The following is a 25639-nucleotide window of genomic DNA, read 5'->3' on the forward strand; positions in this document are numbered from 1 at the left end:
AAAGCTCGGCCCGGTAGGATGGGTTCGTTCCCTCAGAAGGAGTCGCCGTGTTCGCAGAGCAACGCCATGAACTGATCCTGCGCGAGGTGCGCGAGCGTGGCTCGGTACGCCTGGCCGAGCTGGCCGACCGGCTGAACGTCTCCATGGTCACCCTGCGCAGGGACGTCGAGCAGCTCGCGGCGCAGGGTCTCGTCAACCGCGTGCACGGTGGCATCACCAGGCCGGACCCGGCGCAGGAGGCCGCGAAGGGGCGCTCGCTGACCCTGGGCATGCTGGTCCCCTCGGCCATGTACTACTTCCCCGCGGTCATCAGGGGTGCCCGCGAGCAGGCGGAACGCCTGGGCGCCAGGATCGTCCTCGGGGTGTCCCGCTACAGCGACGACGAGGACCGCACGCAGGTCAAGCAGCTCGTGGACGGCGGCGTGGAGGGGCTGCTGCTGACCCCGAGCAGACAGCCGGACGCCTCGCACGAGGCGTGGCTGGGGGAGCTGAGCGAGCTGGGGGTTCCGGCGGTGCTGGTGGAGCGGCGGGCCGAGCTGGGCGGCCCCGCCTCGCTGCTGGACGCCGCCGCCTCGCACCACGCCCACGGCGCCTACCTCGGCACCAGGCACCTCGCCGAGCTGGGGCACCGGCGGGTGGGCCTGATGTCCCGCCGCAGCCCGACGGCGCCGCGGGTGCGTCACGGCTTCCTGGCCGCCGTGGACGACCTGGGGCTCGAACCCGTCCACCTGGCCGTGGAGCAGGAGGGGCCCTCGCGCGAGCAGGTCGCCGAGGTGGTGGAGGCGATCAGGGACGGCGTCACGGCCCTGCTCGTGCACAACGACGAGGACACCCTCCTGCTCGTGCAGCACCTGCGGGTGGCGGGCGTGCGGATCCCTGACGAGGTGTCGATCGTGGCGTACGACGACGAGGTGGCGCTGCTGAGCGACCCGCCGCTGACGGCGGTCGCCCCGCCCAAGGCGGCGGTCGGCAGGTGTGCCGTCGATCTGCTGGTCAGCAGGATCGAGGAGGGGCCCGATCGCGCGGCGAGGCAGGTGGCGCTGCTGCCCGAGCTGAGGGTGCGGGAGTCCACCGCGCCGCCGCGCTGACCGGTTTGCGCGTTCATTTCGTTACTGATCGATTGATCCTCAACTCTAGACAAACGATCGATAGTGAGCGAATGATGCTTTATCGATCGAAACCGATGAGGAGCAATCGATGGGACGTAAGAGCACCGGCATCGCCGGAGTGCTGGCCGGTGTGAGCCTGCTCGCCACCGCGTGCGGCGGCGGGGGGCAGGCGGAGCCCGCGGCTGAGGCGGGCAAGCCGGCCCAGGTGACGTTCTGGGGCTGGGCCAAGGGCACCCAGCAGGTCGTGGACGCCTTCAACGCCTCGCACAAGGACGTCCAGATCAAGTTCGAGGAGATCCCCTCGGGCAACGCCGGCGGCTACGCGAAGTTCTCCAACGCCGTCAAGGCGGGCAACGCGCCCGACATCATGTCCGTGGAGTACCCGCAGCTGCCCGACTTCGTGAACCAGGGCGCGCTGCAGGACATCTCGGCCGAGGTCTCCGACGTCAAGCCCAAGTACCCCGCCGGCGTCCTCGGCCTGGTGGAGCTGGGCGGCAAGACCTGGGCGCTGCCCATGGACGCCGCGCCGCAGGTGTTCTTCTACCGCAAGGACCTGTTCGAGAAGAACAAGATCGAGGTCCCGAAGACCTGGGACGACTTCAAGGCCGCCGCCGAGAAGGTGAAGAAGGCCGACGGCAAGGCCCGCATCGCCACGTTCTTCCCCGACGACCCCAGCGTCCTGGCCGCGCTGTCGTGGCAGGCGGGCGGACGCTGGTTCGGCACCGAGGGCGACGCCTGGAAGGTGACGATCAACGACGAGCCCAGCAAGAAGGTCGCCGCCTACTGGCAGGACCTGGTGAAGGAGGACCTGGTGAAGGTCCAGCCGTCCTTCAGCCAGGAGTGGAACGCCGCCTTCGAGGACGGCACCCTGTGGGGCTACGTCGGCGCCAACTGGGGCGCGGGCGTCATGAAGGGCAACCACGCGGGCCAGTCCGGCAAGTGGGCCATCGCGCCGATCCCGAACTGGGGCACGCCGTCCAGCGGCATGCTCGGCGGCACCACGTTCGCCGTGAGCAAGGGGTCGAAGAACACCAAGGCCGCCGTCGAGGTCGTCAAGTGGCTGACCGGCTCGCAGGAGGCGTGGAGCGCCCGCCTGTCCTCCGGCACCTCCAGCGGCTTCCCCGCGATCACCGACCTCGTGCCGGTCGCGGCCAAGAGCTTCGACGCCTCCTTCTACGGCGGCCAGGACATCTACAAGCTGTTCTCCGAGTCGTACGCGACCATCCAGCCCGGCTGGACGTGGGGGCCGAGCATGGTGCAGACGCTGACCGCGTTCAAGGACGCCCTGGGCAAGGTCGGCTCCGGCGAGACGACGATCCCGGACGTGTTCGACACCGTCCAGACGGCCACGGTCGCCGAGATCAAGAGCCGTGGCCTGAACGTCGCCCAGCAGTAGGCGGCGGCCCGGCCGCGTGAGCAGGGTGAGATCCGCGCGCCGGCGCGGGCGCGGGTCTCACGTGTACCAAGCGGGTCTCACGCGTACTCAGCGGATCCCACGTGTACCAAGCGGATCCCACGCGTACTCAGCGGATCTCACGTGTACCAAGCGGGTCCCACGCGTACTCAGCGGATCCCAGGCGTATCAAGCGGGTCTCACGCGTACCAAGCGGGTCTCACGCGTACTCAGCGGGTCTCACGCGAAGTCAAGGGAAGGTGGAGATGACGACGAGTCCGATGACACAGGCCAGAGCGCCGGGCGCGGCGCGCGAGGGCGACGAGGCGTGGCGCAGGCGCGGGGCGATCCTGCTGTTCGTCGGGCCGTTCTTCGCGCTGTTCCTGGCGGTCATCGTGGCGCCGCTGGCGTACGCGGTGTACCTGAGCCTGTTCGCCGAGAAGTCGTCGGGGCTGGGCTTCGGCGGCGCGGAGACGGTGTTCGTCGGGCTCGGCAACTACCTCGACACCCTGAAGGACGAGGCGTTCACCGACGGCTTCCTGGTGATCCTCGGTTACTGCGTCCTGTACATCCCGCTCATGATCGGCGGGGCGCTCGCGCTGGCGCTGCTGCTCGACTCGGGGCTGGCCAGGTTCGGGAAGGTCTTCCAAGCCGCGCTGTTCATGCCGCACATCGTGCCGGGCGTCATCGCCGGGCTCATCTGGCTCTACCTGTACCTGCCGGGCATCAGCCCGATCGTGGACCTGCTGGGCGACGCCGACTTCCTCGGCGGCCGGGGCGCGCTCGGCGCGGTGGTCAACATCGCCCTGTGGGAGTGGCTCGGCTACAACATGATCATCTACTTCGCGGCGCTGCAGGCCATCCCCGCCGAGGTGGTCGAGGCCGCCAGGACGGACGGCGCGGGCGGCGCCAGGATCGCGTGGAGCGTCAAGATCCCCATGATCCGCGGCGCCGTGGTCACCACGGTCCTCTTCACGATCATCGGCTCGCTGCAGCTGTTCACCGAGCCGACCGTGCTCGACAACAGCAGCGACGGCATCGTCAGCACCTGGACGCCCAACATGTACGCCTACAACGAGGCGTTCGGCAACAACGACATCGGCCAGGCCGGCGCCGCGTCGATCATCCTCGCGCTGCTCGCCGCCGTCCTGTCGTACGCCGTCACGAGATGGGGGAACCGGCGATGAGGTGGATGTCCCGGACGGCGGTGAACGCCCTGCTGGCCGTCTCCGCCCTGTACACGCTGCTGCCGCTCACCTGGCTGCTGTTCGCGTCCACCAAGTCGCTGTCCGACCTGTACGCGACGCCCGGCTTCGCCTTCGGCGAGTTCAACCTGTTCGCCAATGTCGAGGCGGTGGCGCGGGAGGGCGGCGGCGTGTTCTTCCGCTGGTACCTCAACAGCCTGCTCTACGCGGGCGTCGGCGCGGCGGTGAGCTCCCTGATCACGGTGGCCTGCGGCTACGCGTTCGACAAGTACCAGTGGCTCGGCAAGGAGAAGCTGTTCGGCGCGGTGCTGCTGGGCGTGCTCGTGCCGACCACCGCCACGGCCGTGCCGCTCTACCTGCTCGCCTCGAAGATCGGCGTGGTGAACACGTTCTGGTCGGTGTTCGTCCCGACCCTGGTGCACCCGTTCGGCGTCTACCTGGCCCGCGTGCTGTCGGCCGGGTACGTGCCGCGCGAGGTGCTGGAGGCGGCCAGGTCGGACGGCGCGGGCGAGATCCGCACGTTCGCGTCGGTGGCGATGCCGATGCTGCTGCCCGCGTACGTGACGATCTTCCTGTTCCAGTTCACCGCCATCTGGAACAACTTCTTCCTGCCCCTGGTCATGCTCAACGACCAGAACCTCTACCCGCTCAGCCTGGGCCTGTTCGCCTGGGAGAAGCAGGGCCACGCCTTCCCCGAGTTCCACAGCCTCGTGATCACCGGGTCGCTGCTGTCGGTGGTGCCGCTGCTCGTGGTGTTCCTGCTCCTGCAGCGGTTCTGGAAGGCCGGCATGACGGCGGGCAGCGTCAAATGACCGAAGAATCGGGGGAGAGCATGACAAGGCCAGTGACCGTCGCCGCCATGGGCGCGGACGTCGCGGAACGGCTGATCACGGGCGAGGTGCGCGAGCGTCTGCACCGCGTCGCCGACGTCCAGGGCGTCGTGGACGACTTCGCCGGGGTGGACCTGTCGCGCACCGAGGTGCTGTTCACGTCGTGGAGCTGCCCGCCCGTCACCGCCGAGGTGCTCGCCCGGGCGCCGGAGCTGCGGGCCGTCGTCCACGCGGCCGGCTCGGTCAAGCACCACGTCACCGACGCCTGCTGGGAGCGCGGCATCGCCGTGTCGTCGGCGGCGGCGGCCAACGCGCAGCCGGTCGCCGAGTTCACGCTCGCGGCGATCCTGTTCGCCAACAAACGCGTCGTCGACATCGCCCGCGCCTACCGCGCGGCCAGGGCCAACGACGACTGGGACGCCCGCTACCCCGGCTTCGGCAACTACCGCAGGACCGTCGGCGTCGTCGGCGCGTCCAGGATCGGCCGGCGGGTGATCGAGCTGCTGCGGCCGTTCGACGTCGAGGTGCTGGTCAGCGACCCGTACCTGGACGACGACCTGGGCGTGCGGCGGGTCGGGCTGGACGAGCTCGTCGCCGCCTCCGACGTGGTCACCCTGCACGCGCCCGACCTGCCCGAGACCCGCCACCTGATGGACGCCGGGCGGCTCGCCGCCATGCGCGACGGCGCCACGCTCATCAACACCGCCCGCGCGGCGCTGGTCGACCAGGAGGCCCTGACCCGCGAGCTGGCCGCCGGCCGGCTGTTCGCCGTGCTCGACCACACCGAGCCCGAGTTCCTGCCCCCGGGTTCGCCGCTGTACGACCTGCCGAACGTCCTGGTCACGCCGCACATCGCCGGCTCGCTCGGAGGAGAGCTGGTCCGCATGGCGGACCTCGCGCTCGACGAGCTGTCGCGCTACGCCCGCGGGCTGCCGTTCGAGCACCCGGTGGAGCGCGGCAGCCTCTCCAGGTCCGCCTGACCCCCTCCGCACCGCACGTCAACCCCCCAGAGAGGAAGCATGCGCCTTCATCGACGCGTGGCCGCGCTCGCGGTCACGGCCATGGTGACGGGCGGCCTCGTCGCCGCCCCCGCCGAAGCGGCTCCCGCCAGGAACTTCTTCGTCGACTGCCAGGCACAGGACGGCGGCTCCGGCCGCAACGCCGCAGAGCCGCTGAACAGCCTGGCCGCCGTCAACGCCATCGAGCTCCGCGCCAAAGACAAGATCATGTTCCGGGCCGGGACGGTCTGCGCGGGCCGCCTCGAACCCGTGGGGTCGGGCAGCGCCGAGCACCCCGTCCTGTTCACCTCGTACGGCGAGGGGCCCAAGCCGATCATCCAGGGCGACGGCGGCGAGTGGGCCGTCCACCTCGTCGACAACAGCCACCTGACGCTGGAGAAGCTCCACATCACCAACCCCGCCGCCACCACCGCCAAGCGGACCGGCGTGCAGTACAACTCCACCACGCCCGAGCCCAAGGCCGGCCTGGTGCTGCGCGACCTGGAGATCTCCGACGTGGCCGGCTGGGGCAACAAGACCGGGGCGAACTCGTCCTGGTTCGCCTACTCCGCGGGGATCAGCGTCCAGGCGCTGCCCGAGGGCCAGGTCGGCTACCTGGACGGCATCACCATCACCGGGAACTACATCCACGACACCGGCGGCGGCGGCATCAAGATCAGCCGCAAGGGCACCGACTACCACAGGAACGTCCACATCGCCCGCAACACCATCCGGGCCGTCGGCGGCGACGGCATCGTCGTCCACGCCTCCGACCACCCCCTGGTGGAGCACAACCTCTTCGACGAGGGCGGCGCGGGCAGGTACCCGTACGTCGACGGCAACTTCGCCGGCATGTGGCCCATCAACTCCGTCGATCCCGTCTTCCAGTACAACGAGGTCACGCGGCAGCGGCCGACCATCTTCGACTCCACCGCCTGGGACTGCGACGGCGGCATCAAGGGGTCGTGCGTGTACCAGTACAACTACTCGCACGACAACGCGGGCGGCTTCTACCTGGGCTGCCAGAGCTGCACCGAGTTCCCCAACTACCGGGCCACGGCCGTGCTGCGGTTCAACATCGCCCAGGACGACTGCCGCATCGCGGGCAACGCCTCCGGCGACAACAAGAGCCCGCTGCGGCTGTACAACAACACGTTCTTCTGCCCCTCGCAGAAGCTCGACGTGGCGGTGCCCACGGGCGACTCGACCATCGCCAACAACGTGTTCTACGCGCCGTCCGGCACGCTGCCCGCCGCGCCCGGCATCGTCTACGACTCGAACGTCTACCACGGCGGGGTCGCCGCCCCCGCCTCCGACGCCCGCGCCGTCACCGCCGACCCCGGCCTGGCCGCCCCCGGCACCGCCGACGGCGCCGACGACGTGGACGGCTACAAGCTGCTGCGCGGCTCTCCCGCGCTCGGCTCCGGCGCGGCGCTCGACGGCCTCGGCGACCGCGACTACTTCGGCAACCCGGTGAGCGGCGCGCCGTCGCGCGGGGCGTACAACGGGCCCGCCGTCGAGCCGGTCGTCTTCGGCTCGGTGGAGGAGGCGTACAACAACGTCGCCGTCAGCTCCGACCTCAACCCCAACACCGGCGGCTTCTCCACCAGCGGCCGCAGCTACTCCGGGCAGGCGCTGGAGCAGGCGGGGCTCGCCCCCGGAGCGACGGTGCGGGTGCTCGGCGCCGACTTCGTCTGGCACCCGCGCCCGTACGGCTGGACGGACAACGTCAAGGCGGCCGGGCAGACCATCGCCCTGGCCGGGCGCGGCTCTGCGCTGGTGCTGCTGGGCGCGGGCGGGCTCAAGGCGCGCGAAGGCGTCGTCACCGTCACCTACACCGACGGCACCGCGGAGGAGCGGACCGTCCGCTTCGGCGACCAGTGGGACGCGAGCGCGCCGGAGGGCGGGGTGCTGGTGGCGCGTGCCGCCTACCACAACCGCACCCAGACCAGCTACAAGAACCCCGCCAGCGGGCAGACGTACGAGTCGGGCGTGTCGGTGTTCGGCTACGCGGTGCCGCTGGACCCGTCCAGGACGGTCGCGACCGTCACCCTGCCCGAGGGCAGCCCGCTCGCCGACGCGGGGCTCCACGTCTTCGACATGAAGATCGCGGGCTGACGCGATGAGCAGCGCCACGACCAGGCCCTCGACCAGGCCCAAGACCAGGCCGGGGGGCGGGGGCGCGGCGGGCGGTACTGTGCCGCGCCGGCGCCGCGCGACGGTCCTGGTCCTCGCAGGGACCGTCCTGGCCGTGGCGCTCGCCCTCACCGCCGTCCTCGCCCTCGCGGGGAACCCGTCGGGCGGGACGTCCCCGGCGGGAGCGGCCGGCGCCGACGCCTCGGCGCCGGCCGAGCGGGTGCTCGGGATCCGGCCCGCGGACGTCGTCACCACGGTGGCCGGCGAGCCGGTGACCGGCGCCGAGGTGCTCAGGGCGGCCCGCGCCCTCAGGGCGGAGGTGATCTCCGAGTTCACGGGACGCGACCTCGGCCCCGGCTTCTGGGAGCGCGTACAGGACGGCGTGACCCCCGCCGCGCGGCTCAGGGAGCGGGCGGTGGACGCCGCCGCCCTGGACAAGGCGCGGCGGACCTGGGCCCGCGAGGCCGGGCTGCTCGCCGACGTGAGCGAGCGGGGCTTCCAGCGCGAGCTGACCGCCGGGAACCGGCGCCGCGCCGAGGCCGCGCGCGCCGGGCGGCCCGTCCCCGGCGTGCCGTCCTACGACGAGTACACCTACGCCCAGGTCCGCGCGGCCGAGCTGGACTCGGCGCTCAGCAAGCTGTACGCGCACGGCCTGGACCTGTCGGAGCGGAGGCTGCGCGAGCAGTACGCCCGGGCAGCCGTCCCGGGCGCGCCGCCGTTCGAGCAGGCGAGGGAGAACGTCCGCCGCCAGATCGTGCTCCAGGAGTACGAACGCGCCCTCCGCGCCCGCGCCGCCACAGACCCCTCCGAACCTCGGGCCGCAGCCTCGCCACGACCGTCGGGCGGACCCTGAGCTCTGCGGCCCCGCCCCGGCGTCCTGAGAGCGAGGACGCGGCCCGGCGTCAGGCGTCCTGGACGGTGAGGCCGACGACCCGTGCCAGCGCGGGGGCGAGGTCGAGGAGCTGCACCGGGCTGATCGTCGCGCCCTTCAGGTCCTCCAGCCCTGAGGCGATGCCCAGCCCCTCGGCCCGGCGCAGGTCCACCCCGCTCAGGGTGGCCTTGTCGAACCGCGCCCGGTCGAGCGTCGAGCCGGGGAACGAGACCCCGGTCAGGGTGGCGCCGCCGAAGTCCACGTCCCGCAGCAGGCAGTCGGCGAACGTGACGTGCCGGAGGGTCGCCGTGCGCAGGTTGACCGAGTCGAACTTGCAGCGGTGGAAGAGCGTGCGGTGCAGCTGGGCGCCGTAGAGCTGCGCGCCGGCGAGGACGCTGTCGCGGACCTCGCCGTCCAGCCAGGTGGTCTCCGCGAGGCTGCTGCCGACGACGCGGACGGCGTGCAGCCACACGTCGTCGAAGCGGGAGCGCTGGTAGCGGCCGCCGGCGAAGGTGACCGAGGAGAAGGCGGACTCGCCGAAGCGGGAGCCGCGGGCGTCGGCGTCCTCGAACGTGCCGCCGTCGAAGTGGACCCACTCGTGGTCGCCCTCCCGGTCGAGCTCGCCGTCGAACGGCTTGAGGCGGGCCGCGTACGGGAGTGCGGTGAGGTCACGGGGCGCTCGGGCCGGCATCGGCGTCCTTCCGACGGAGGTCTCATGGCGTGCGGACCTCACCGGGGGAGCCCCGGCCGGGCCCGCAGGGGTGAGGAGAGGCACCTCATGCTTACCGCCGCCGGCCCGCTTCCGCCTAATCGGCGCACGACCGCCGCGCCGCTCTGGGCAAGGGCGGCTCCCACGCCCGATGGTGGAGGGGACGAAGCGGAGCCACGGTCAGGAGGACCTTCATGACGCTGAGGACCGGACGTGCCGCCGCCCTGCTGGCCGTCCTGGCCGTCCTGGGCGCGGCGGCGGGCTGCGGCGGCGCCCCTAGCGGGGGCACGGCGACGGCCACCGGCACGGCGACGGCCACCCGCCCCACCGGGGGAACGCCCTCCGGCACGCCGCCGTCCGCGTCCCCGGGCGCGCGGTCCCCGGCCGCACCGTCTCCGACGGGTTCCCCGGCCGTGAGCCCCGGGCGGCCCTCGGGGACGCCCGTCCCGGGCGGGGGCGACCGGCTGGTGGCCGGCCGCTACCAGCCGCTGTGGCCGTTCTCCACGCCGGACGAGGCCCGCGCCTGGCAGCGCGCGTACCGGTCGGGCGGCCACCAGCCGTGGCACCTCGACCCGGCCGCCACCGCCCTCCGCTTCACCAGCGACCACCTGGGCTTCCGCGACCTCGACCGCGCCGTCAGCACCCGGGTCGAGGGCGACCACGCCCGCGTCCACGTCGGGCAGGACACCCAGGAGGGCCGGCTGGTCGCCGCCGTCGTCCACCTCGTCAGGTACGGCTCCGGCGACGACGCCCCCTGGGAGGTCGTGGGCACCGACGACACCACGCTCACCCTGACCGTCCCGCGCTACGGCGCGGCGGTGCGCTCGCCGGTGAAGGTGGGCGGCCGGATCACCGGCGTGGACGAGAGCATCAGGGTCGAGGTCAGGCGGCCCGGCTCGGCGGCCCCGGCCGGCGAGCGCTGCTGCCTGCCCGCAGGCGGCGAGCGCGAGCCGTGGTCCACGTCGGTGACGTTCCGCGCCGTCCCCGGCACCACCGTCACCGTCGTCGCCTCCACGGGCGGGCACGTCGCGGACGTCGAACGCTTCGCCGTCACCGGCGTCACCGTGGCGGGCCCCTGAACCTCCGGCTCCTGGCATGCGGGCCGGGCGACAGGGCAGGCGCCTCCCGGGGAGAGGGGGCCGGATGATCGGCAGGCTGGCCCAGCTGCGCGGGTTCGGGCGCGAGGCGGTCGGCACGTACACGAGGAACGGGCTGCTCAGCCCCGAACGCCCCGCCGTGCCGGCCCGCGTGGTCGAGGCGTACCGCGACGTGGTGTTCGTGGAGGAGGTGCCCCGCAACCAGACCGGCAAGGTGGACCGCTCCCGCCTGCCCTGACCTCCGCGAGCCGCCGGGCAGGGGCGGGCGTCAGGCGTGGTGGGCCGGGCGCCAGGCGAACCAGTCGATGCGCAGCCGCTCGTACCGCTGCGGATCGACCTTGACCGGCAGCACCGTGCCCGTCGCGACGACGCCCATCGGGATGCGCGGCAGCGACTGCCGGTGCGTCACCCGGTACGTCTCGCCGCTCGGGAGCCGTACCTGCAGCACGAAGCTCACCACCGGCCGGTGGTTGACCGACATGCCGGTGTCGGCCATCGACTCGACGACCGCCTGCGCGGGCAGGCCGGTGGCCAGCAGCCGCCGCCCGTTGCGGGCCACGACCAGGAACGGCAGCCACACACCCACGCTGATCAGCAACGTACAGCTGACGATCACCAACGTCATCAGGCTCGCCACTCCCACTCCCACTCCCACCTCTGCCCCGCCTCACGGGCGGCGGCCTTTCGAAGATCTCTGGACCTGGTTCTATCCACGGCGCATTGCACCCGGCTTGACCGCCGGTTGCACGCGTCACCGCCGCCTTCAGGGGAGGAATCGGGGCGCATACGTCGAAAGGTGACCATTGCATGAGGTGTCGATGATCGGGTAGGCCTGCTGCCATGTCGGGTGAGCGGTGTGAGGGATGGTTACTGGCCGGACGGTACCGGCTCCTGGGTGAGCTGGGCCGGGGCGGCATGGGCACGGTGTGGCGCGCCCACGACGAGCTGCTCGACCGCGAGGTCGCGGTCAAGGAGGTCGCCCTCGCGGGACCGCCCGGCCCGGCGCGCGAACTCGCCGTCGAACGCACCATGCGCGAGGCCCGCCTGGCCGCCCGGCTCTCACACCCGCACATCGCCGCCGTCTACGACGTCGTCCTGGCAGACGACCGCCCGTGGATCGTGCTCCAGCTCGTCCGCTCCCGCAGTCTCGCCCAGGTGATCGCCGAGCGGGGGCCGCTGCCCGTCCCCGACGTCGCCAGGATCGGCCTCCAGCTCCTCGGCGCGCTGGAGGCCGCCCACGAGGCAGGCGTCATGCACCGCGACATCAAGCCCGCCAACATCCTGTTCGGCCCCGGCGGCCACGCCTTCCTCACCGACTTCGGCCTGGCCAGCACGCTGGACGAGGAGTCGTCGCTGACCGAGGCCGGTATCGTCGTCGGCACCCCCGCCTACATCGCCCCGGAACGGGCGGGCGGGGGCAGGTCCGTCCCGGCGTCGGACCTGTGGTCGCTCGGCGTCACCCTGTACACCGCCGTCGAGGGCCGCACCCCTTTCGGTGACAACGGCGGCAGACTGGCGACGATCAGCGCCGTCCTGACGGCGGACCCCGCGCCGTTCTGCCGGGCCGGGCTGCTGACGCCGCTGATCGGCGCCCTGCTCGTGAAGGATCCGTCGGAGCGGGTGGACGCCGTCCGGGCCCGTGACGAGCTGCGCCGCCTCGTCGCCCGCTACGACGGGAACCTCCCGGCCGCGCTGCCGGGCGGGGAGGAGGGCGGGCGACCGGCCAGGCCGGGCCGCTCCTGGGGGGCGGTGACCAGTCCCGTCGCCGGCCGCCTGCGCGCGAGGACCCGCCGCCGCCTCAGCCCGGACGCGCCCGCACCCCGCGGCCTCCGTGTCGCCCTTGGTGGCGCCGCCGGCGATGGCGCGCACGGGGACGGCGGCACGCTCGGCGACGGTGACGGCTTCGTGCCCGTGGCGCTGGGCGCGCCGACCCGGCGCCCGCTGGGGAGCCTGGGAGGCGCGGACGCGTCGGCGGCGCGGCCGGGCGCGGCCGTCGCGGCGCTGCGTGCCCGCTGGCGCGAGGCGACCGCCGTGACGGCGCTCGTCGTCAGCGCCGTGGCCACGACCACCTGGTGGAACGCCGCCCCGGAGCAGCCGCACCGCATCGTGCTCTCCGACCCCGCCCCGCGCACCCCGGAGCAGTCGAACGGCGCCATGGTCGCCCGTCCCATGTCGAACCACCGTTCCGGGCCGCCGCAGGGACACCGCCGGCGGGACGACACCGGCACCACGCCGCCCGCGACGCCACGGAAGACCGCCACCCCCTCCCTCCAGCAGCAGGGGACGACCCGCGGCGGGGGCCCGCCTCCGGCGGCCGCCTCGGCGGCGGCGTCCAGGGGCAAGTCGGCCGAGCACCGCCCGGCGAACCGCGGCAGGGGCCAGGGGAAGCCATCCAAGCACTGAGCCCAGGGGCCGGCGCCGGCCCCCTGGGCTCCTGAGTGGTGCGGAGGCGGTCAGGCCAGGGCGAGGAAGAGCTTCTCCAGTTCGGAGACGCTCATCGGGGGCTGCTCGCCGCGGTCCTGGGCGGTCTGGCAGTGGCGCAGGCCGCTTGCGACGATCTTGAACCCGGCCCGGTCGAGTGCCTTGGAGACGGCGGCCAGCTGGGTGAGCACCTTCGTGCAGTCCTCTCCCGCCTCGATCATCGCGATCACCCCGGCGAGCTGGCCCTGGGCCCGCTTGAGCCGGGTCAGCGCGTCACCGACCATGCCCTCGTTCAGTTCCATGCTCCGACTATACCCCCGAGGGTAAGGAGCGCGGCAAACGCCGAGACCAGGGCGGACTGCACCGGCGCGGGCGGGAGGCGCCCGGTCGCTCAGCGGGTCCACCTGCCGACCCGTACGGGTACGCCGGGGGAGGCGTGCAGCACCGGGGCGCGGTCCGGCGCGGGCAGGCCGGCGAGCCGGACCAGGTCCTGGTCCAGGTGCAGGAGCCGGGCCTGGCGCAGCGGCCAGGGCGGGTGTTCGACCTCGGCCGCCGCGAGCCGTCCCGCCACCACCGTGAACAGCCGGAAGCGGGCGGTCAGGAAGTGCGCCAGCTCGTCGCGTTCGCCCTCCGTGAGCGGCCGTCCGACCTCCACCTCGGCGTCGCAGCGCCCGGCGGGTCCGGCCGCGCCGGTGGGGCGGTGGCGGCGGCCGCGGTAGCGCACGAGGCGCCCGGCCGCGCGCACCTCCATGTCCGACCAGTGGTACGGCAGCCCGTACCCCACCCGGCCGGCGAGCACGGCGGCCAGGCGGCCGGCGTCCAGCGACAGGAACCACAGGCCGGTGCGCCCGGGCCCGTCCCGCACGTACGTGCGCAGATTGGTCTCGGGGAAGCGCGACAGCCACGGCAGGGCGGGCGTGCCGGGCGGCCGCACGCCCTCCATGAGGAAGGGCGTCAGCCCGACCCAGGCGTCGCCGTCGAACGTCTCGGGCTCCAGGCCGCCGGGCAGCAGCGGACGCACCGCCCCGGGAGGGTACCGCCAGTGGACGAACGTCATCCGTGACCAGCGATGGTGCATCACCGGCCGGGAGACGCGCGGCGACGGCGGCGGCCTCACCGGCGCGCCCCCGCCGCTGGACGGACGGGCATGGCCACCCGCTACCCCCGCTTCCGCCCGGCAATCGCCCCGCGAGCGCTGGCGAAAGCACCGGTGAACGCCCCGACTTGGTAAGGACGGGCGTGACCGGCGGCCGCCCGGGTAGTCACGGGCCGTAGCTCGACAGGGGGGAAGGACCATGGCACGTCAGAAGACCATGCCGGAGACGATGGAAGAGAGCGACGTCATCGACCTGCTGCTGGCGCAGCACGCGATGATCACAGACCTGTTCGACGAGGTCGAGCAGGCGCCGCGGGACCGGCGCGCCGAGGCGTTCACCCGGCTGGTGCGGCTGCTGGCCGTGCACGAGACGGCCGAGGAGGAGATCGTCCACCCGTACGCGCGCAGGAAGCTGGAGGGCGGCGAGGGGATCGTCGCGGACCGGCTGGAGGAGGAGCACCAGGCCAAGGAGCTGCTGCAGCAGATGGACGAGGCGGGCGTGGAGGCCCCCGACTTCCTCGCCAACCTCACGCTGCTGCGCGGCGCCGTGGAGGCGCACGCCCGCAGCGAGGAGCGGTACGAGTTCACCAAGCTGCGCGCCCAGACCAGCGCGGCGGAGCGCAGGGCGCTGTCGGTGGGCGTGAAGGCGGCCGAGGCGCTGGCGCCGACGCACCCGCACCCCGGCACCGAGTCGGCCACGAAGAACGTGCTCGTGGGCACGCCGGTCGCGATGATGGACCGCGTCCGCGACGTCATCAGGAAGACCATGGGCAAGGAGCACTGACGACCGGGCCGGCGTCCCCCCGCGCCGCCGCACCCTCGACACCCTCGACGACGCCCTCGACGACGCCCTCGACGACGCCCTCGCGCGGCTTCGCGGGGGGACGGCGTCCGGAGGGCCGAAGGACCCGCGCTCGCGAGACCTACGGCCCTGCCGCCGTGCCCGCGCCACGCGCACCCTTGGAGGCATAGGGGAGTCGTTCATGAGCGCGAGAGGCGGGGGAGCACCGGGCAGCGCGGCCGGAGCCCCGGCCCTCGCGCGCCGGTCGTTGGAGGAACGCGATGACCACCGAGAGGCCGTGGATCGCCAGGTTCGTACCGTCGCGTCACCCGACCGGAACCGCGAAGCCGGGGCCGGGGAAGGAGCCGCCCCAGCCGAGCGGCGAGCAGCCGCCGCCCCGCTGGAGCCGCTGGCTGTGGGTGGTCGGCGTGCTGGCCCTGCTGGCGTGGCTGGTCGGGCCGATGCTGCTGGCGGCGCAGACCCCGGGCAGGACGCCGTACACGGACTTCGTGGCGAAGGTGGACGCCGGCCAGGTCACCGCCGTGACGATCGACGACGGGGGCGCCGTCTCGGCCACGTTGAAGAGCGGCGACAGGATGCAGACGCAGATCCCGACGGCGCTGAACAACGCGGGGCTGGAGCAGGACCTGCGCGCCCACCACGTGGCGATCACCGCGACCTCCTCGTCGGGGTCGCTGACCTCGCTGCTGGTGGCGTTCCTTCCGCTGCTGCTCATCATCGGGCTGTTCTGGTGGATGGGCCGCAAGGTCGGGGGCGGCCTCATGGCGGGGATGGGCGGGTTCGGCCGCTCCCGAGCCAAGATCATCGAGGCGGAGCGCCCGGCCACCCGCTTCGCCGACGTCGCCGGGTACGAGGGCGTCAAGCAGGAGATCGGCGAGGTCGTGGACTTCCTGCGCGACCCGGAACGGTACGCGGCGGCCGGGGCCAAGCCGCCCCGCGGCGTCATCATGGTCGGCCCTCCCGGCACCGGCAAGACGCTCATCGCGAGGGCGGTCGCCGGTGAGGCCGAGGTGCCGTTCCTGTCGGTGACGGGGTCGGCGTTCGTCGAGATGTTCGTCGGCGTGGGCGCCTCCCGGGTGCGGGACCTGTTCGAGGAGGCGCGCAGGCGGGCGCCGTCCATCATCTTCATCGACGAGATCGACGCGATCGGCGGGCGCAGAGGCGCGGTCGTCACCGGCGGCGGCAACGACGAGCGCGAGCAGACCCTGAACCAGCTCCTGGCCGAGATGGACGGGTTCGACCAGTCCAGCGGCATCGTCGTGCTGGCCGCGACGAACCGGCCCCAGACGCTCGACCCGGCGCTGCTGCGCCCGGGACGGTTCGACCGCCAGGTAACCGTGCCGCTGCCGAACCAGGCCGAGCGGACGGCCATCCTGGCCGTCCACGCCTCCGGCAAGCACCTGGCGCCCGAGGTGGACCTCGCCCTGGTGGCCAGGGCCACGCCCGGCTTCTCCGGCGCCGACCTGGCCAACCTCGTCAACGAGGCCGCGATCAACGCGGTGCGCGACGACCGCACCACGATCACCGTCGCCGACCTGGACGCCGCCCGCGACCGCGTGCTGCTCGGCCGCAGGGACACGACGAACGCGCTGCTGCCGCAGGAACGCCGTTCCGTGGCGGTGCACGAGTCGGGGCACGCCCTGGTGGCGGCGCTGTGCGAGCACGCCGACCCGGTGGCGAAGGTGACGATCCTGCCGGCGGGGCTGACGCTGGGCGTCACCGAGCAGCTTCCCGAGGCGGAGCGTCACCTCTACAGCGAGGGCTTCCTGAACGACCTGCTGGCCGTGCGGCTCGGCGGGCGCGCGGCGGAGCTGCTCGTGTTCGGCGAGGGCTCCACCGGCGCCGCCAACGACCTCGCGGGCGCCACCCAGGTCGCCACCCGCATGGTGCGCGACTTCGGCCTGTCGAGCGAGCTCGGTCCCGTCGGGTACGGCTCGGAGAGCCTCGACTTCGTCGGCCAGGACGAGGCGTCGCCGCGGCAGCAGTACTCGGAGCACACCCAGCGGCTCATCGACCAGGAGGTGGCCAGGCTGCTGCGGGCCGCCGAGCAGCGGGCGCTCGGCCTGCTGCGGTCGCACCGCGACGCCCTGGAGCGGCTGGCCGCCCTGCTCGTGGAGCAGGAGACGGTGGACGGGGACGCCGTCATCAAGGCGCTCGCCGACGAGCACCTCCCCGCGGGCGCCTGACCCGGCCGCCCCGGCTCACCCCTGTCGCCCTGCTCACCACCCGGCCGCCACCCGGTCGCGCGGCCCTCGCCCCGGCGCGGGGGAGGGCCGTGTGGCCGTCCGAGGACGGGCCGAACGGCCCTGTGACCGGGGCGGGAGCCGGGGCAGGGTGGAGGGATGAAGAAGCTCTGGCTGACGGTCTTCCTCAGCGGGACGGTGGCGGCGCTGGCCGCCGGAGGCGTGCTCCACCTGGCGGGACTCCCCGGATGGGGCGACGCCGTGTGGGCGGCGGCGACGGCCGCGGCCGTCCTGCCCGCCCTGTGGTGGGTGATCTCCGCGCTGCGCGCCCGCAGGCTCGGCGTGGACGCGATCGCCGTGCTCGCCCTGGTCGGCACGCTCGTCGTCCAGGAGTACCTGGCCGGCGCGCTGATCGCGGTCATGCTGTCCACGGGCCGGGTGCTGGAGGAGTACGCGCTGGCCCGCGCGGGGCGCGACCTGACCGCCCTGTACGAGCGAGCCCCCCGCTGGGCGCACCGCTACGAGGACGGCGTGCCGAAGCGCGTGGACGTCGCCGCCGTGCGCAGGGGCGACCTGCTGGCGGTGCCCGCCGGCGAGATGGTGCCGGTGGACGGCGTGGTGGCGGGACACACGGCCGTGCTGGACGAGTCGGCGCTGACCGGTGAGTCCATGCCCGTCGAGTACCCGGAGGGGGAGAGCGTCCGCAGCGGCGTCGTGAACGCCGGCTCGGCCTTCGACCTGCGCGCGACGGGCACCGCCGAGGAGAGCACGTACGCCGGGGTGGTGCGGCTGGCCCGCGAGACGGAGGCGGGCAGCGCGCCGGTGGTGCGGCTGGCCGACAGGTTCGCCGCCTGGTTCCTCCCGGCGACGCTGGTGATCGCCGGGCTGGCGTGGGCGCTGTCGGGCGACCTGGTGCGCGCGGTGGCCGTGCTGGTCGTGGCGACGCCGTGCCCGCTGCTGCTGGCCGCCCCGGCCGCCATCGCCTCCGGTCTGTCGCGCACGGCGCGCCACGGGGTCGTCGTCAAGGGCGGCGGCGCGCTGGAGTCGCTGGGCAGGGCCCGCACGCTCGTCCTCGACAAGACGGGGACGCTCACGGAGGGCCGTCCGCAGGTGCTGGACGTCGTGCCCGCGCCGGGGTACGCGGCGGACGAGGTGCTGAGCCTGGCCGCCGCCGTCGACCGGGTGTCGTCGCACGTCCTGGCCACGGCGATCGTGCACGCGGCGGAGGCGCGCGGCCTGGACGGGGTCACGGCGGCGGGGGTGCGGGAACGGCCGGGCTCCGGCACCGAGGGGACCGTCGGCGGACGCCTGGTCCGCGTCGGCAAGCTCCCCGCGAGCGCCGTCCCCGCGGACACCGACGCCACCGGCGACCCCGCCGCAACTGGCATCGCCGACCCCGCTGCGACCGGCACCGCCGACCCCGCCGCCACGGACGCCCCGCGCACGGACGCCCCGCGCACGGACTCCGGGTGGGTCGCCGCGCAGCGGGCCAGGGCCGCGCTCGACAGCGCCATCACCGTCTGGATCACCGTGGACGGCGTGGTCGCCGGGGTCGTCCTCCTGCGCGACGCCGTCCGCGCCGACGCCTCCCGCACGCTGCGCAGGCTCAGGACGGCCGGCATCGACCGGGTCGTCATGCTCACCGGCGACCGCGCCGAGGTGGCGCAGGGCGTCGCGGCCGTGCTCGGCGTGGACGACGTCCTGGCGGAGCGCAGCCCCGCGGGCAAGGTGGAGGGCGTCCGCGAGGAGGCGGAGCGGGCCCCGACCGTCATGGTGGGCGACGGCGTCAACGACGCGCCCGCCCTGGCCGCCGCGCAGGTCGGCGTCGCCATGGGGGCGCGCGGCTCGGCCGCGTCCACGCAGGCGGCCGACGTGGTGCTGACCACGGACCGGCTCGACAGGCTCGCCGACGCCATGGACGTCGCCCGCCGCGCCAGGCGCATCGCCGTCGAGAGCGCGGGCGTCGGCATCGGGCTGTCGCTGCTGGCCATGGCCTTCGCGGCGTTCGGCTTCCTGCCGCCCGCCGCGGGCGCGCTGCTGCAGGAGGCCATCGACGTGGCCGTCATACTCAACGCGCTGCGCGCCCTCGCCCCGGGACGCGGCACCCGGCTGCGGGTGGACCGCCCCACCGGCGAGCTGCTGCAGCGCTTCGACCAGGAGCACGCCACGCTGAGGCCGGCGCTCGAACTGCTGCGCGAGGCCGCCGACGCGCTCGACGGCCCGCCGCGGACCGCCCTGACGCTGCTGCGCCGCGTCCACGACGCGCTCGACACCGAGATCATGCCGCACGAGCAGGAGGAGGAGCAGCGCCTGTACCCGGCGCTGACCAGACTGCTCGGCGACCCCGAGGCGACCGTGACGATGAGCAGGGCGCACGCCGAGATCGGCAGGCTCGCGGACAGGCTGGCCCGCCACCTGGAGCTGGCGGGCGAGGACGGCCCGCGCCCGGAGCAGCGCGACGACCTGAGGGCCTGCCTGTACGGGCTGCACGCCGTCCTCACCTTGCACTTCGCCCAGGAGGAGGAGGCCTACTTCTCCCTGGCCGGCCACGCCGACTGACCGGCGTCGCTGCCCGCGCCCGCCGGAGCGATGGCCATCCGCACGCCCGCCACGATGAGCGCGCCGCCGCCGACCAGCAGCAGACCGGCCGCGACGAGCAGGCCCGCGGTGAGCCCGCGCAGCCCCGGCAGGGTGGCGGCCACCCGCAGGTCGGTGGTGACGCCCGCCGAGCCGTCGGCGTTCATGACGACGACCGCCCACTCGCCGGGCCGCAGGTTCCAGGTGACGGCGCCGGTGCCGCTCGCGCTCCAGAAGCGCTGCGCCGCGGGCTGACCGGACGGCGCTCCGCCCGCGTGGCGCTCGTACCCGACGTCGGCGGGGCCGGAGGAGGAGCCGGGGGCGGGGAAGGACAGCCGGGTGATCCGGTCGTGGCTCACACCGTTCAGGTACCGCTGCACGTCGGCCTTCGGCGCGATGCCGACGAACGCCGGCGCGCCCGTGCCCGTCGCGGTCAGCCTGACCGTGCCGACGGCGTCGCCCATCAGGTCCACGCCGCCGCCGGTGACCGCGCCGGGCTCCAGGGTCAGCGCGTACGCGGAGGTGCTGACGCGTTCGGGGCCGCTGCTGAGGAAGCCGTCGTCGCCCCGCGCCATGGAGACGAACGTGCCGCCGGTGCCGGCCGCCGCCGCGCCGAGGCCGCAGAAGACCAGCACCGCGCCCGCGGCGACCGCCACGACGGAACCGGCCCGGTGCCGTACGTGGGGGTGCGGCGCCGGGGGCGGCTCCATGCGGGGCAGCTCGCGCTCGCCCTGCTCCAGGCGGAACGGCGGGTAGGCGTCGGTCATGAGCAGCGCGTAGGCGGCGACGCGCAGCGACCAGCGGTTCATGCCGACGACGAAGTCGAGGACGCCGTGCGGGTAGCGGCCGGTGAACAGCAGCGACAGCGCCGCGACGAGGACGAGCAGCCCGATGAGCCCGCCCCAGTCCAGCGTGTACAGCACGCCGCCGCGGTCGGGCAGCGCGCCCGTCCAGGACACGATGCTGCCGCTGGTGAACAGGCCGACGACGAGGTAGTGCGGGACGGCGAGCAGCCACCACTTGACCAGGACGAGGCCGCGCGACAGCCGCTCCGGGTAGTCGATCTCCAGCGTCGCCGGGTAGCCGGGGGCGGGGCCGAGGGTGAAGGGCGGGTAGCGGTCGGTGCCGAGCGCGCCGTAGCTGTAGAACGCGACCCGCCAGGTCCACCGCAGCACGCCGAGGTTGAAGTCGAACAGCGCGCGGGGGTACCGGCCGGTGAAGAGGATCGCGAAGAACGCGACCACGGTGAGGACGGCCATGGCGATCCACAGGAACGCCAGCACGACGTAGTGGGGGATCGCGAGGATCCACTTGACGATCCAGAGGCCCCGGTTGAGCGGCTCCTCCAGCCGGGCCTCGACGCGTACGGGATAGGTGCTCATGTCCCAAGCGCAGCACCGGACGCGCTCCGTCACACCGGCCGAAGGTCCTCGGACGCCCCGCCGATCGGCCCCGGGGCCGATCGGACGGGACGAAAGGCACGGCGGCGCGGGACCTCCGCCTCCCCCGGGCGGCGCGGCGCGGTGCCAGGCTCCGAGTGGGGGAGCGCGAAGGGCCCGGCGCGTGAGGGGAACCCGGGCGCACCGAGGGAAGGGGTACGGCCATGCGATGGGACGAGATGCCGCGCGGGCGGCGCGCGGCGCTGCTGGCGCTGGCGTCGGTGGAGGTCGCGCTGACCGCGACCGCGGCGGCGGACCTGTGGTTCAGGCCGCGCGAGTCGGTGCGCGGGCGCAAGGCGCTGTGGGCGGCCGGCATCCTCGTGCAGCCGGTGGGGCCGCTCGCGTACCTGCTGTGGGGCCGGCGCGGGAGCGGGGCGCGGTGCCGCGGGCGGGCAGGGGACGAAGGTCCCGCGGCTGAGGGGACATCGGCCCTCACGACGCCGCCCGCCTGAGCGGACCGTAGGGGTATGCGGCAGCTCAGCGCGGTCGACGCGCAGTTCCTCAACTTCGAGACGGACGCCGACGTCGCCAACATCGGCGGCCTGGCGATCCTGGAGCGTCCGCTGCCCCTGGACCGCGCGCTCGCCCGCCTCAGGGACCGGGTCGCGGTCGTCCCCCAGCTGCGCCGGCGGCTCGTCCCCGTGCCGCTGGGGCTCGACCACCCGTACTGGGCGGAGGACGAGGAGCCCGACCTCGGCCGCCACGTCCACCAGGTCACGCTGCCGCCGCCCGGCGACGACGTCCGGCTGGGCGAGCTGGTCGCGGAGCTGCACGGGCGGCGGCTGGACCGCGACAGGCCCCTGTGGGAGATGTACGTGATCGACGGCCTGGCGGGCGGGCGCGGCGCGGTGTACACGAAGCTGCACCACGCGGCCGTGGACGGCGTCACCGGCGCGGCCGTGCTGACGGCGCTCATGGACCCGGTGCCCGGCGTGCCGCCGCCCGGCCCGCGCGAGCCCGACCTGCCGCCCGACGGCTGGACCATGCTGCTGCGGGGCGGGCTGCACCTGGCGGCGGCGCCCGCCCACCTGGCGCGGTTCGTGGCGGGGGCGATGCCGCACCTCGACCAGATCCCGGTGCTCTCGCAGCTCCCGGGCGCGGGCCGGGTGTCGCGGCTGCTGCGCGGCGACCACCTGCCGGAGCTGCCGCGCGCGGTGGCGCCGCGCACGCCGCTCAGCGGCCCGGTCTCGGAGCGGCGCGGCTACGCCTTCGCCGAGCTGCCGCTGCCGGAGGTCAAGCGGGTGAAGAACGCGTTCGGCGTGACCGTGAACGACGTCGTCCTGACGCTGGTGGCCTCCACGCTGCGGCGCTGGCTGCTGGCGCACGACGGGCTGCCGGACGAGCCGCTGGTGGCGGGCGTGCCGTTCGCGCTGCCCGCGCAGGCGGGCGACGGCAACCAGGTCACCATCATGACCAGCCCGCTCGCCACGCACCTGGCCGGCCCCGTGGACCGGCTCAGGGACGTCAGCGCGGGCATGCGGGCGTTGAAGGAGCGCTTCGGCCCGGTGCCCGCCTCGTGGCTGCGCGAGCTCAGCGGCGCCCTGCCCGCGGCGCTCAACGGGCTGGCCGACCGGGCCGCGTTCGCGCTCGCGGGGCAGGCGTTCCCGCCGGTCAACGTCGTCGTCTCGAACGTGCCCGGCCCGCAGTTCCCCCTGTACGTGTCGGGGATCCGGCTGCTCGCGCACCACCCGGTCTCGGTGGTCACGGGGGTGAGCGGCGCGCTCAACATCACCGTGTTCTCCTACGACGGCCGGCTGGACGTGGGGTTCACGGCCTGCAGCGACATGGTGCCGGACGTGTGGGACCTGCCCGGCCACCTGCGCGAGTCGCTGGACGAGCTGACCGCCGCCGCCACCGACGCCCGCTTGTGACGCCCGCCTGTGACTGACTCCCGCTCGCGACCCCCGGGACGCGCCGCGGGCCGGGCGCGCCCCCTCCGGCACGCCCGGCCCGCACTCACCAGGACACGCCCTGCCAGGACACGGCCTACCAGGAGCGCGTGGGCACCGACGGCCCCGAGTACTCCGCGATGTCCCGCTGGGTGACCACACCCAGCTTCTCGGCCAGGTCGGCCAGCGCGCGCGAGGCGGCCAGCTCGTCCCCGATCTCCGGCACCGACGGGTCGGACGGGTTGCGGCGCGCACGCCCCTTCCCGACAAGACGCGTGCCGTCCCTCGTGGTCAGGGCCGCCTCCGCGGTCGTGTCGTCGCCCTCCTCGTTGAGGAAGACCTGCACCGTCCACTGCTTGGCTTCCATGACGGCGAACCTCCTGCACTGCCACTGCACTGCCACTGCACTGCTGCCGTTACGGCTCCTCCCTCCATCGTCGCCGTGGGAAGGGACGGGCCGCCAGAGGCCAACGCCCGGCCCTGTCAGGACCAACGACCCTACTGACCTGCGGCGACGCCGGTCCGGCCCGGCGGTGGAGATCCTGCGGGTAAGGGACCTTGGTCGCTACCGGCAGCAGGACGTCTCTTGCCATCCTCGCCGTGAGCGCGGACTCTCGGGGGGAGAGGTCGCGGTCCATCCAGGGCGCGAGGAGGTGGGGATGTCAGTCGCCGCCGCGGCACGCCACGCGACCGGCGCGTTGACGCTGGGCGTGGAAGAGGAGTTCCTGTTGCTGGACCGCGTCACCGGGCGCCCGGCGCTGCGGGCGCCGGCGATCCTGGAGCTGCTCGACGACGATCTGCATGTCAAGCCCGAGCTCATGCGCTACCAGCTGGAGACGGTCACCGGGGTCTGCGCCGACCTCGACCAGCTCGGCGCCGAGCTGTCGGCGCTGCGCCGGCGCGCCGCCGCCGCAGCGGCGGAGCTGGGCTGCCACCTGGTCGCCTCGGGCGTCTCGCCGGGGCCGCTGCCCGGCATCGCCGCCCTCACCGACGACCCGCGCTACGCCGAGCTCGCCCGCCGGTACGGCTCCATGATCGTCGAAGCGGGCACCTGCGGCTGCCACGTCCACGTCGGCGTCCCGTCGCGGGAGGTGGGCGTGCAGGTGCTCTCCAGGCTGCGGCCGTACCTGGCGACGCTGCTCGCGATCACGTCGAACTCGCCCTTCGCCGACGGCCGCGACACGTCGTGGGCGAGCCGGCGCTACCTGCGGTGGAGCCGGTGGCCGTCCGCGATGCCTCCAGGGGTGTGGCAGACGCCCGCCGACTACGACGCGGCGGTGCGCCACCTGGTCCGGCGGGGCCGGGCCCTGGACGAGCGCAGCGTCTACTTCCACGCCAGGCTCTCGCCCCGCTATCCCACGGTGGAGCTGCGGATCATGGACGCGTGCCTGTCGGCCGAGGACGCCGTGCTCGTGGCCGGCACCGTCCGGGCCCTGGTGGACCTCGCCATGCGGGACGCCGAGGACGGCGTGCCGGTGTTGCCGATGCCCGACGTCACCATCCTGGCCGCGCTGAACGCCGCCGCCCGAGACGGGCTGGACGGGCTCGCGCCCGACCCGTACACCGGGCGGTGGGTGCCGCAGCGGGTGCTGCTGGGCCTCGTCCTCGACCGGGTCGCCGACCCCGGGCCGCTGGAGCGGCTGGTCGGGCGGCTGCTGCTGCGGGGCAACGGCGCCTCCAGGCAGCGCGAGCTGTGGACGCGGGCGGGGACGCCGCACGCGTTCGCCGGCCTGCTGGCCGCCGCCACCCTCGACTGACCCGCGGAGGTCAGCCGGGGGCCGGCGGCTCGCCCTCGGCGGGCTCCCTGTCTCGCGGCAGGTCGTGCTGGGCGAACAGGTCGATGAGGAGGCGTACGGGGAGGTTGGCCTCGGTGCGGTACCGGAAGCGCTGGTCGGGGTTGACGCTGTAGTGGTTGCGCCGGCCCACCCTGTCGCGTGTGAGGTACCCGGCCTCGTGCAGGTCGGACACGATGCCCTGGACGGCCCGCTCGGTGATGCCGATGGCCGCGGCGATGTCCTTCAGCCGGGCCTGCGGGTCGCGGGCGATCTCCAGCAGGACGCGGGCGTGGTGCGTCAGGAACGTCCATGAGGAGCGGTCTTGAGGCTTACTCGCGGCCATGTTCCACCTTCAGCCCCGGCAGGGGACGGATTCCAGCGGGCTTCTTACGAGAAGATCCTATAGCGAAATAGCTTTCCGGTAACTGTCTTCTGGAATTAGTGTGTGATTCGTGACAGGCAACGCCGCCGTCACAGGGCCGCGAGAACACCGAGGTGCCATGCCCCCGTCCCGCACCGGCTCACCGCCGCTCGCCTCCCGCGCGAGGAGGTCGTCGCCGCTCGTCCTCACCCTGGGGAGGACGCCGTGACCGCCGCCGGCGCGGGCCGCCGCGGCGCCCCCGCCGGCACCGCGCCGTCCTGCCACCTGCTCCACGCCGACGACCTGGTCCGCGTCACCTGCACCCGGGGCTCGGGCCCTTCCGTGGTCCGCCTGGCCGGGGAGGTCGACGCGTCCAACGCCGCCGAGGTCGGGCGGGCGCTGGCCCGCGCCAGGCAGATCGACGAGCTGATCGTCCTCGACGCCGCCGGCCTCGCCTTCGTCGACGTGGCCGGGGTGCGGACGCTCGCGCGGTTCTGCCGCGAGGGCTGGACCCGCCTGGACAACGTGCCGCCGCGGATGATGCGCCTGCTGCGCGTGCTGAACTGGCCCCTGGTCTGACGGCGGCAGGATGGAGGTGATCCCGGCGTGCCCGTCGCGTGCCGCCCCGATGATCACGCCGTCTTGGCTGGTGTACGGGCCGGGGGAAGGGGCAGATACAATCTTCGGCACTCCGGGGTCCTTGATCCGCCTCTGCGTGCCCGCCGGCAGACCGGCAGGTCGAGCCGTC

At 74.0% G+C, this 25639-nt stretch carries 24 protein-coding genes; 17 read left to right on the plus strand and 7 right to left on the minus strand.

What is annotated here, in order from left to right:
- Window positions 1–47: 47 nt before the first annotated feature.
- The 7 genes from BMX74_RS38290 to BMX74_RS38320 all read left to right on the plus strand — a co-directional run bounded on the left by BMX74_RS38290 (window position 48) and on the right by BMX74_RS38320 (window position 8524).
- Window positions 48–1088, plus strand: a complete 1041-nt coding sequence (locus tag BMX74_RS38290) for a LacI family DNA-binding transcriptional regulator (RefSeq protein ID WP_055501182.1) — start codon at window positions 48–50, stop codon at window positions 1086–1088.
- Between the two features lie 109 nt (window positions 1089–1197).
- On the plus strand, window positions 1198–2505 hold the full coding sequence (locus tag BMX74_RS38295; protein ID WP_091105349.1) for an ABC transporter substrate-binding protein: 1308 nt from the start codon (window positions 1198–1200) through the stop codon (window positions 2503–2505).
- Window positions 2506–2768: 263 nt separating this feature from the next.
- Window positions 2769–3689, plus strand: coding sequence for a carbohydrate ABC transporter permease (locus BMX74_RS38300; RefSeq protein ID WP_091105350.1), 921 nt, complete (start codon window positions 2769–2771; stop codon window positions 3687–3689).
- On the plus strand, window positions 3686–4519 hold the full coding sequence (locus BMX74_RS38305; RefSeq protein WP_236714539.1) for a carbohydrate ABC transporter permease: 834 nt from the start codon (window positions 3686–3688) through the stop codon (window positions 4517–4519). The genes BMX74_RS38300 and BMX74_RS38305 overlap by 4 nt, the downstream gene beginning before the upstream one ends.
- A gap of 20 nt (window positions 4520–4539) precedes the next feature.
- Window positions 4540–5517 (plus strand): hydroxyacid dehydrogenase, encoded by a 978-nt coding sequence (locus tag BMX74_RS38310; RefSeq protein ID WP_091105353.1) that lies wholly within the window; start codon window positions 4540–4542, stop codon window positions 5515–5517.
- Window positions 5518–5556: 39 nt separating this feature from the next.
- On the plus strand, window positions 5557–7653 hold the full coding sequence (locus BMX74_RS38315; protein WP_091105354.1) for a right-handed parallel beta-helix repeat-containing protein: 2097 nt from the start codon (window positions 5557–5559) through the stop codon (window positions 7651–7653).
- A gap of 4 nt (window positions 7654–7657) precedes the next feature.
- On the plus strand, window positions 7658–8524 hold the full coding sequence (locus BMX74_RS38320; RefSeq protein WP_091105356.1) for a hypothetical protein: 867 nt from the start codon (window positions 7658–7660) through the stop codon (window positions 8522–8524).
- A 49-nt stretch (window positions 8525–8573) separates the two neighbouring features.
- Here the strand turns inward: BMX74_RS38320 and BMX74_RS38325 are convergent, their stop codons facing one another.
- Window positions 8574–9233: a pentapeptide repeat-containing protein gene (locus BMX74_RS38325; protein ID WP_055501189.1), complete on the minus strand. Its 660-nt coding sequence runs from the start codon at window positions 9231–9233 to the stop codon at window positions 8574–8576.
- Between the two features lie 212 nt (window positions 9234–9445).
- On the opposite strand from BMX74_RS38325, the gene BMX74_RS38330 reads away from it, so the two are divergent.
- Together BMX74_RS38330 and BMX74_RS38335 are read left to right on the plus strand one after the other, a co-directional pair.
- The gene (locus BMX74_RS38330) at window positions 9446–10330 is read left to right on the plus strand and encodes a hypothetical protein (RefSeq protein WP_091105358.1); all 885 of its coding nucleotides are present in this window, start codon (window positions 9446–9448) and stop codon (window positions 10328–10330) included.
- A gap of 64 nt (window positions 10331–10394) precedes the next feature.
- Entirely contained in the window at window positions 10395–10586 is a 192-nt protein-coding gene (locus BMX74_RS38335) for a hypothetical protein (RefSeq protein ID WP_091105360.1), read from the plus strand.
- A 30-nt stretch (window positions 10587–10616) separates the two neighbouring features.
- Here the strand turns inward: BMX74_RS38335 and BMX74_RS38340 are convergent, their stop codons facing one another.
- The gene (locus tag BMX74_RS38340; protein WP_143078917.1) at window positions 10617–10973 is read right to left on the minus strand and encodes a DUF3592 domain-containing protein; all 357 of its coding nucleotides are present in this window, start codon (window positions 10971–10973) and stop codon (window positions 10617–10619) included.
- A 215-nt stretch (window positions 10974–11188) separates the two neighbouring features.
- Between BMX74_RS38340 and BMX74_RS38345 the strand changes: the two genes are divergently transcribed.
- Window positions 11189–12751 carry a serine/threonine-protein kinase gene (locus tag BMX74_RS38345; protein WP_091105361.1) on the plus strand — a complete coding sequence of 521 codons (1563 nt, stop codon included), beginning with the start codon at window positions 11189–11191 and terminating at the stop codon, window positions 12749–12751.
- Between the two features lie 50 nt (window positions 12752–12801).
- Here the strand turns inward: BMX74_RS38345 and BMX74_RS38350 are convergent, their stop codons facing one another.
- The gene (locus BMX74_RS38350) at window positions 12802–13071 is read right to left on the minus strand and encodes a metal-sensitive transcriptional regulator (protein ID WP_055501194.1); all 270 of its coding nucleotides are present in this window, start codon (window positions 13069–13071) and stop codon (window positions 12802–12804) included.
- A gap of 89 nt (window positions 13072–13160) precedes the next feature.
- Complete coding sequence (locus tag BMX74_RS38355; protein WP_337959884.1) at window positions 13161–14066, minus strand: YqjF family protein; 906 nt, start codon at window positions 14064–14066, stop codon at window positions 13161–13163.
- Here BMX74_RS38355 and BMX74_RS38360 point away from each other — a divergent pair.
- The 3 genes from BMX74_RS38360 (at window position 14065) to BMX74_RS38370 (ending at window position 19409) form a co-directional block, all read left to right on the plus strand.
- A complete protein-coding gene (locus BMX74_RS38360) occupies window positions 14065–14649 on the plus strand; it encodes a hemerythrin domain-containing protein (protein WP_055501196.1) in 585 nt (194 codons plus the stop codon). The two genes, BMX74_RS38355 and BMX74_RS38360, sit on opposite strands and share 2 nt — an antisense overlap.
- Window positions 14650–14927: 278 nt before the next feature.
- The gene (gene ftsH / locus BMX74_RS38365) at window positions 14928–16853 is read left to right on the plus strand and encodes an ATP-dependent zinc metalloprotease FtsH (protein WP_055501197.1); all 1926 of its coding nucleotides are present in this window, start codon (window positions 14928–14930) and stop codon (window positions 16851–16853) included.
- 156 nt (window positions 16854–17009) lie between these two features.
- Entirely contained in the window at window positions 17010–19409 is a 2400-nt protein-coding gene (locus BMX74_RS38370; RefSeq protein WP_091105365.1) for a heavy metal translocating P-type ATPase, read from the plus strand.
- Here the strand turns inward: BMX74_RS38370 and BMX74_RS38375 are convergent.
- Complete coding sequence (locus BMX74_RS38375; RefSeq protein ID WP_091105367.1) at window positions 19379–20809, minus strand: DUF4389 domain-containing protein; 1431 nt, start codon at window positions 20807–20809, stop codon at window positions 19379–19381. The two genes, BMX74_RS38370 and BMX74_RS38375, sit on opposite strands and share 31 nt — an antisense overlap.
- A gap of 221 nt (window positions 20810–21030) precedes the next feature.
- On the opposite strand from BMX74_RS38375, the gene BMX74_RS38380 reads away from it, so the two are divergent.
- Window positions 21031–21318 carry a PLD nuclease N-terminal domain-containing protein gene (locus tag BMX74_RS38380; protein ID WP_082534581.1) on the plus strand — a complete coding sequence of 96 codons (288 nt, stop codon included), beginning with the start codon at window positions 21031–21033 and terminating at the stop codon, window positions 21316–21318.
- A 15-nt stretch (window positions 21319–21333) separates the two neighbouring features.
- Window positions 21334–22737 carry a wax ester/triacylglycerol synthase family O-acyltransferase gene (locus tag BMX74_RS38385; RefSeq protein WP_091105368.1) on the plus strand — a complete coding sequence of 468 codons (1404 nt, stop codon included), beginning with the start codon at window positions 21334–21336 and terminating at the stop codon, window positions 22735–22737.
- 115 nt (window positions 22738–22852) lie between these two features.
- Here BMX74_RS38385 and BMX74_RS38390 read toward each other — a convergent pair whose 3' ends face one another.
- On the minus strand, window positions 22853–23122 hold the full coding sequence (locus tag BMX74_RS38390) for a DUF1876 domain-containing protein (RefSeq protein WP_055503746.1): 270 nt from the start codon (window positions 23120–23122) through the stop codon (window positions 22853–22855).
- Window positions 23123–23414: 292 nt separating this feature from the next.
- Between BMX74_RS38390 and BMX74_RS38395 the strand changes: the two genes are divergently transcribed.
- Entirely contained in the window at window positions 23415–24512 is a 1098-nt protein-coding gene (locus BMX74_RS38395) for a carboxylate-amine ligase (protein ID WP_055501200.1), read from the plus strand.
- Between the two features lie 10 nt (window positions 24513–24522).
- Here the strand turns inward: BMX74_RS38395 and BMX74_RS38400 are convergent, their stop codons facing one another.
- Window positions 24523–24873: a helix-turn-helix transcriptional regulator gene (locus BMX74_RS38400; protein ID WP_055501201.1), complete on the minus strand. Its 351-nt coding sequence runs from the start codon at window positions 24871–24873 to the stop codon at window positions 24523–24525.
- Window positions 24874–25116: 243 nt separating this feature from the next.
- Here BMX74_RS38400 and BMX74_RS38405 point away from each other — a divergent pair, with 243 nt between their 5' ends.
- Window positions 25117–25470 (plus strand): STAS domain-containing protein, encoded by a 354-nt coding sequence (locus BMX74_RS38405; RefSeq protein ID WP_055501202.1) that lies wholly within the window; start codon window positions 25117–25119, stop codon window positions 25468–25470.
- Window positions 25471–25639 lie beyond the last annotated feature (169 nt).

The organism is Nonomuraea pusilla, from assembly GCF_900109355.1.
GTDB classification, from domain to species: Bacteria; Actinomycetota; Actinomycetes; order Streptosporangiales; family Streptosporangiaceae; genus Nonomuraea; species Nonomuraea pusilla.

What these genes read in the sequence shown, in the direction of transcription:
- BMX74_RS38295 (WP_091105349.1), top strand. Translation starts at nt 1,198, where the DNA reads ATGGGACGTAAGAGCACCGGCATCGCCGGAGTGCTGGCCGGTGTGAGC.
- BMX74_RS38300 (WP_091105350.1), top strand. Translation starts at nt 2,769, where the DNA reads ATGACGACGAGTCCGATGACACAGGCCAGAGCGCCGGGCGCGGCGCGC.
- BMX74_RS38305 (WP_236714539.1), top strand. Translation starts at nt 3,686, where the DNA reads ATGAGGTGGATGTCCCGGACGGCGGTGAACGCCCTGCTGGCCGTCTCC.
- BMX74_RS38310 (WP_091105353.1), top strand. Translation starts at nt 4,540, where the DNA reads ATGACAAGGCCAGTGACCGTCGCCGCCATGGGCGCGGACGTCGCGGAA.
- BMX74_RS38315 (WP_091105354.1), top strand. Translation starts at nt 5,557, where the DNA reads ATGCGCCTTCATCGACGCGTGGCCGCGCTCGCGGTCACGGCCATGGTG.
- BMX74_RS38320 (WP_091105356.1), top strand. Translation starts at nt 7,658, where the DNA reads ATGAGCAGCGCCACGACCAGGCCCTCGACCAGGCCCAAGACCAGGCCG.
- BMX74_RS38325 (WP_055501189.1), bottom strand. Translation starts at nt 9,233, where the DNA reads ATGCCGGCCCGAGCGCCCCGTGACCTCACCGCACTCCCGTACGCGGCC.
- BMX74_RS38330 (WP_091105358.1), top strand. Translation starts at nt 9,446, where the DNA reads ATGACGCTGAGGACCGGACGTGCCGCCGCCCTGCTGGCCGTCCTGGCC.
- BMX74_RS38335 (WP_091105360.1), top strand. Translation starts at nt 10,395, where the DNA reads ATGATCGGCAGGCTGGCCCAGCTGCGCGGGTTCGGGCGCGAGGCGGTC.
- BMX74_RS38340 (WP_143078917.1), bottom strand. Translation starts at nt 10,973, where the DNA reads ATGACGTTGGTGATCGTCAGCTGTACGTTGCTGATCAGCGTGGGTGTG.
- BMX74_RS38345 (WP_091105361.1), top strand. Translation starts at nt 11,189, where the DNA reads ATGTCGGGTGAGCGGTGTGAGGGATGGTTACTGGCCGGACGGTACCGG.
- BMX74_RS38350 (WP_055501194.1), bottom strand. Translation starts at nt 13,071, where the DNA reads ATGGAACTGAACGAGGGCATGGTCGGTGACGCGCTGACCCGGCTCAAG.
- BMX74_RS38360 (WP_055501196.1), top strand. Translation starts at nt 14,065, where the DNA reads ATGGCACGTCAGAAGACCATGCCGGAGACGATGGAAGAGAGCGACGTC.
- BMX74_RS38355 (WP_337959884.1), bottom strand. Translation starts at nt 14,066, where the DNA reads ATGGTCCTTCCCCCCTGTCGAGCTACGGCCCGTGACTACCCGGGCGGC.
- ftsH (WP_055501197.1), top strand. Translation starts at nt 14,928, where the DNA reads ATGACCACCGAGAGGCCGTGGATCGCCAGGTTCGTACCGTCGCGTCAC.
- BMX74_RS38370 (WP_091105365.1), top strand. Translation starts at nt 17,010, where the DNA reads ATGAAGAAGCTCTGGCTGACGGTCTTCCTCAGCGGGACGGTGGCGGCG.
- BMX74_RS38375 (WP_091105367.1), bottom strand. Translation starts at nt 20,809, where the DNA reads ATGAGCACCTATCCCGTACGCGTCGAGGCCCGGCTGGAGGAGCCGCTC.
- BMX74_RS38380 (WP_082534581.1), top strand. Translation starts at nt 21,031, where the DNA reads ATGCGATGGGACGAGATGCCGCGCGGGCGGCGCGCGGCGCTGCTGGCG.
- BMX74_RS38385 (WP_091105368.1), top strand. Translation starts at nt 21,334, where the DNA reads ATGCGGCAGCTCAGCGCGGTCGACGCGCAGTTCCTCAACTTCGAGACG.
- BMX74_RS38390 (WP_055503746.1), bottom strand. Translation starts at nt 23,122, where the DNA reads ATGGAAGCCAAGCAGTGGACGGTGCAGGTCTTCCTCAACGAGGAGGGC.
- BMX74_RS38395 (WP_055501200.1), top strand. Translation starts at nt 23,415, where the DNA reads ATGTCAGTCGCCGCCGCGGCACGCCACGCGACCGGCGCGTTGACGCTG.
- BMX74_RS38400 (WP_055501201.1), bottom strand. Translation starts at nt 24,873, where the DNA reads ATGGCCGCGAGTAAGCCTCAAGACCGCTCCTCATGGACGTTCCTGACG.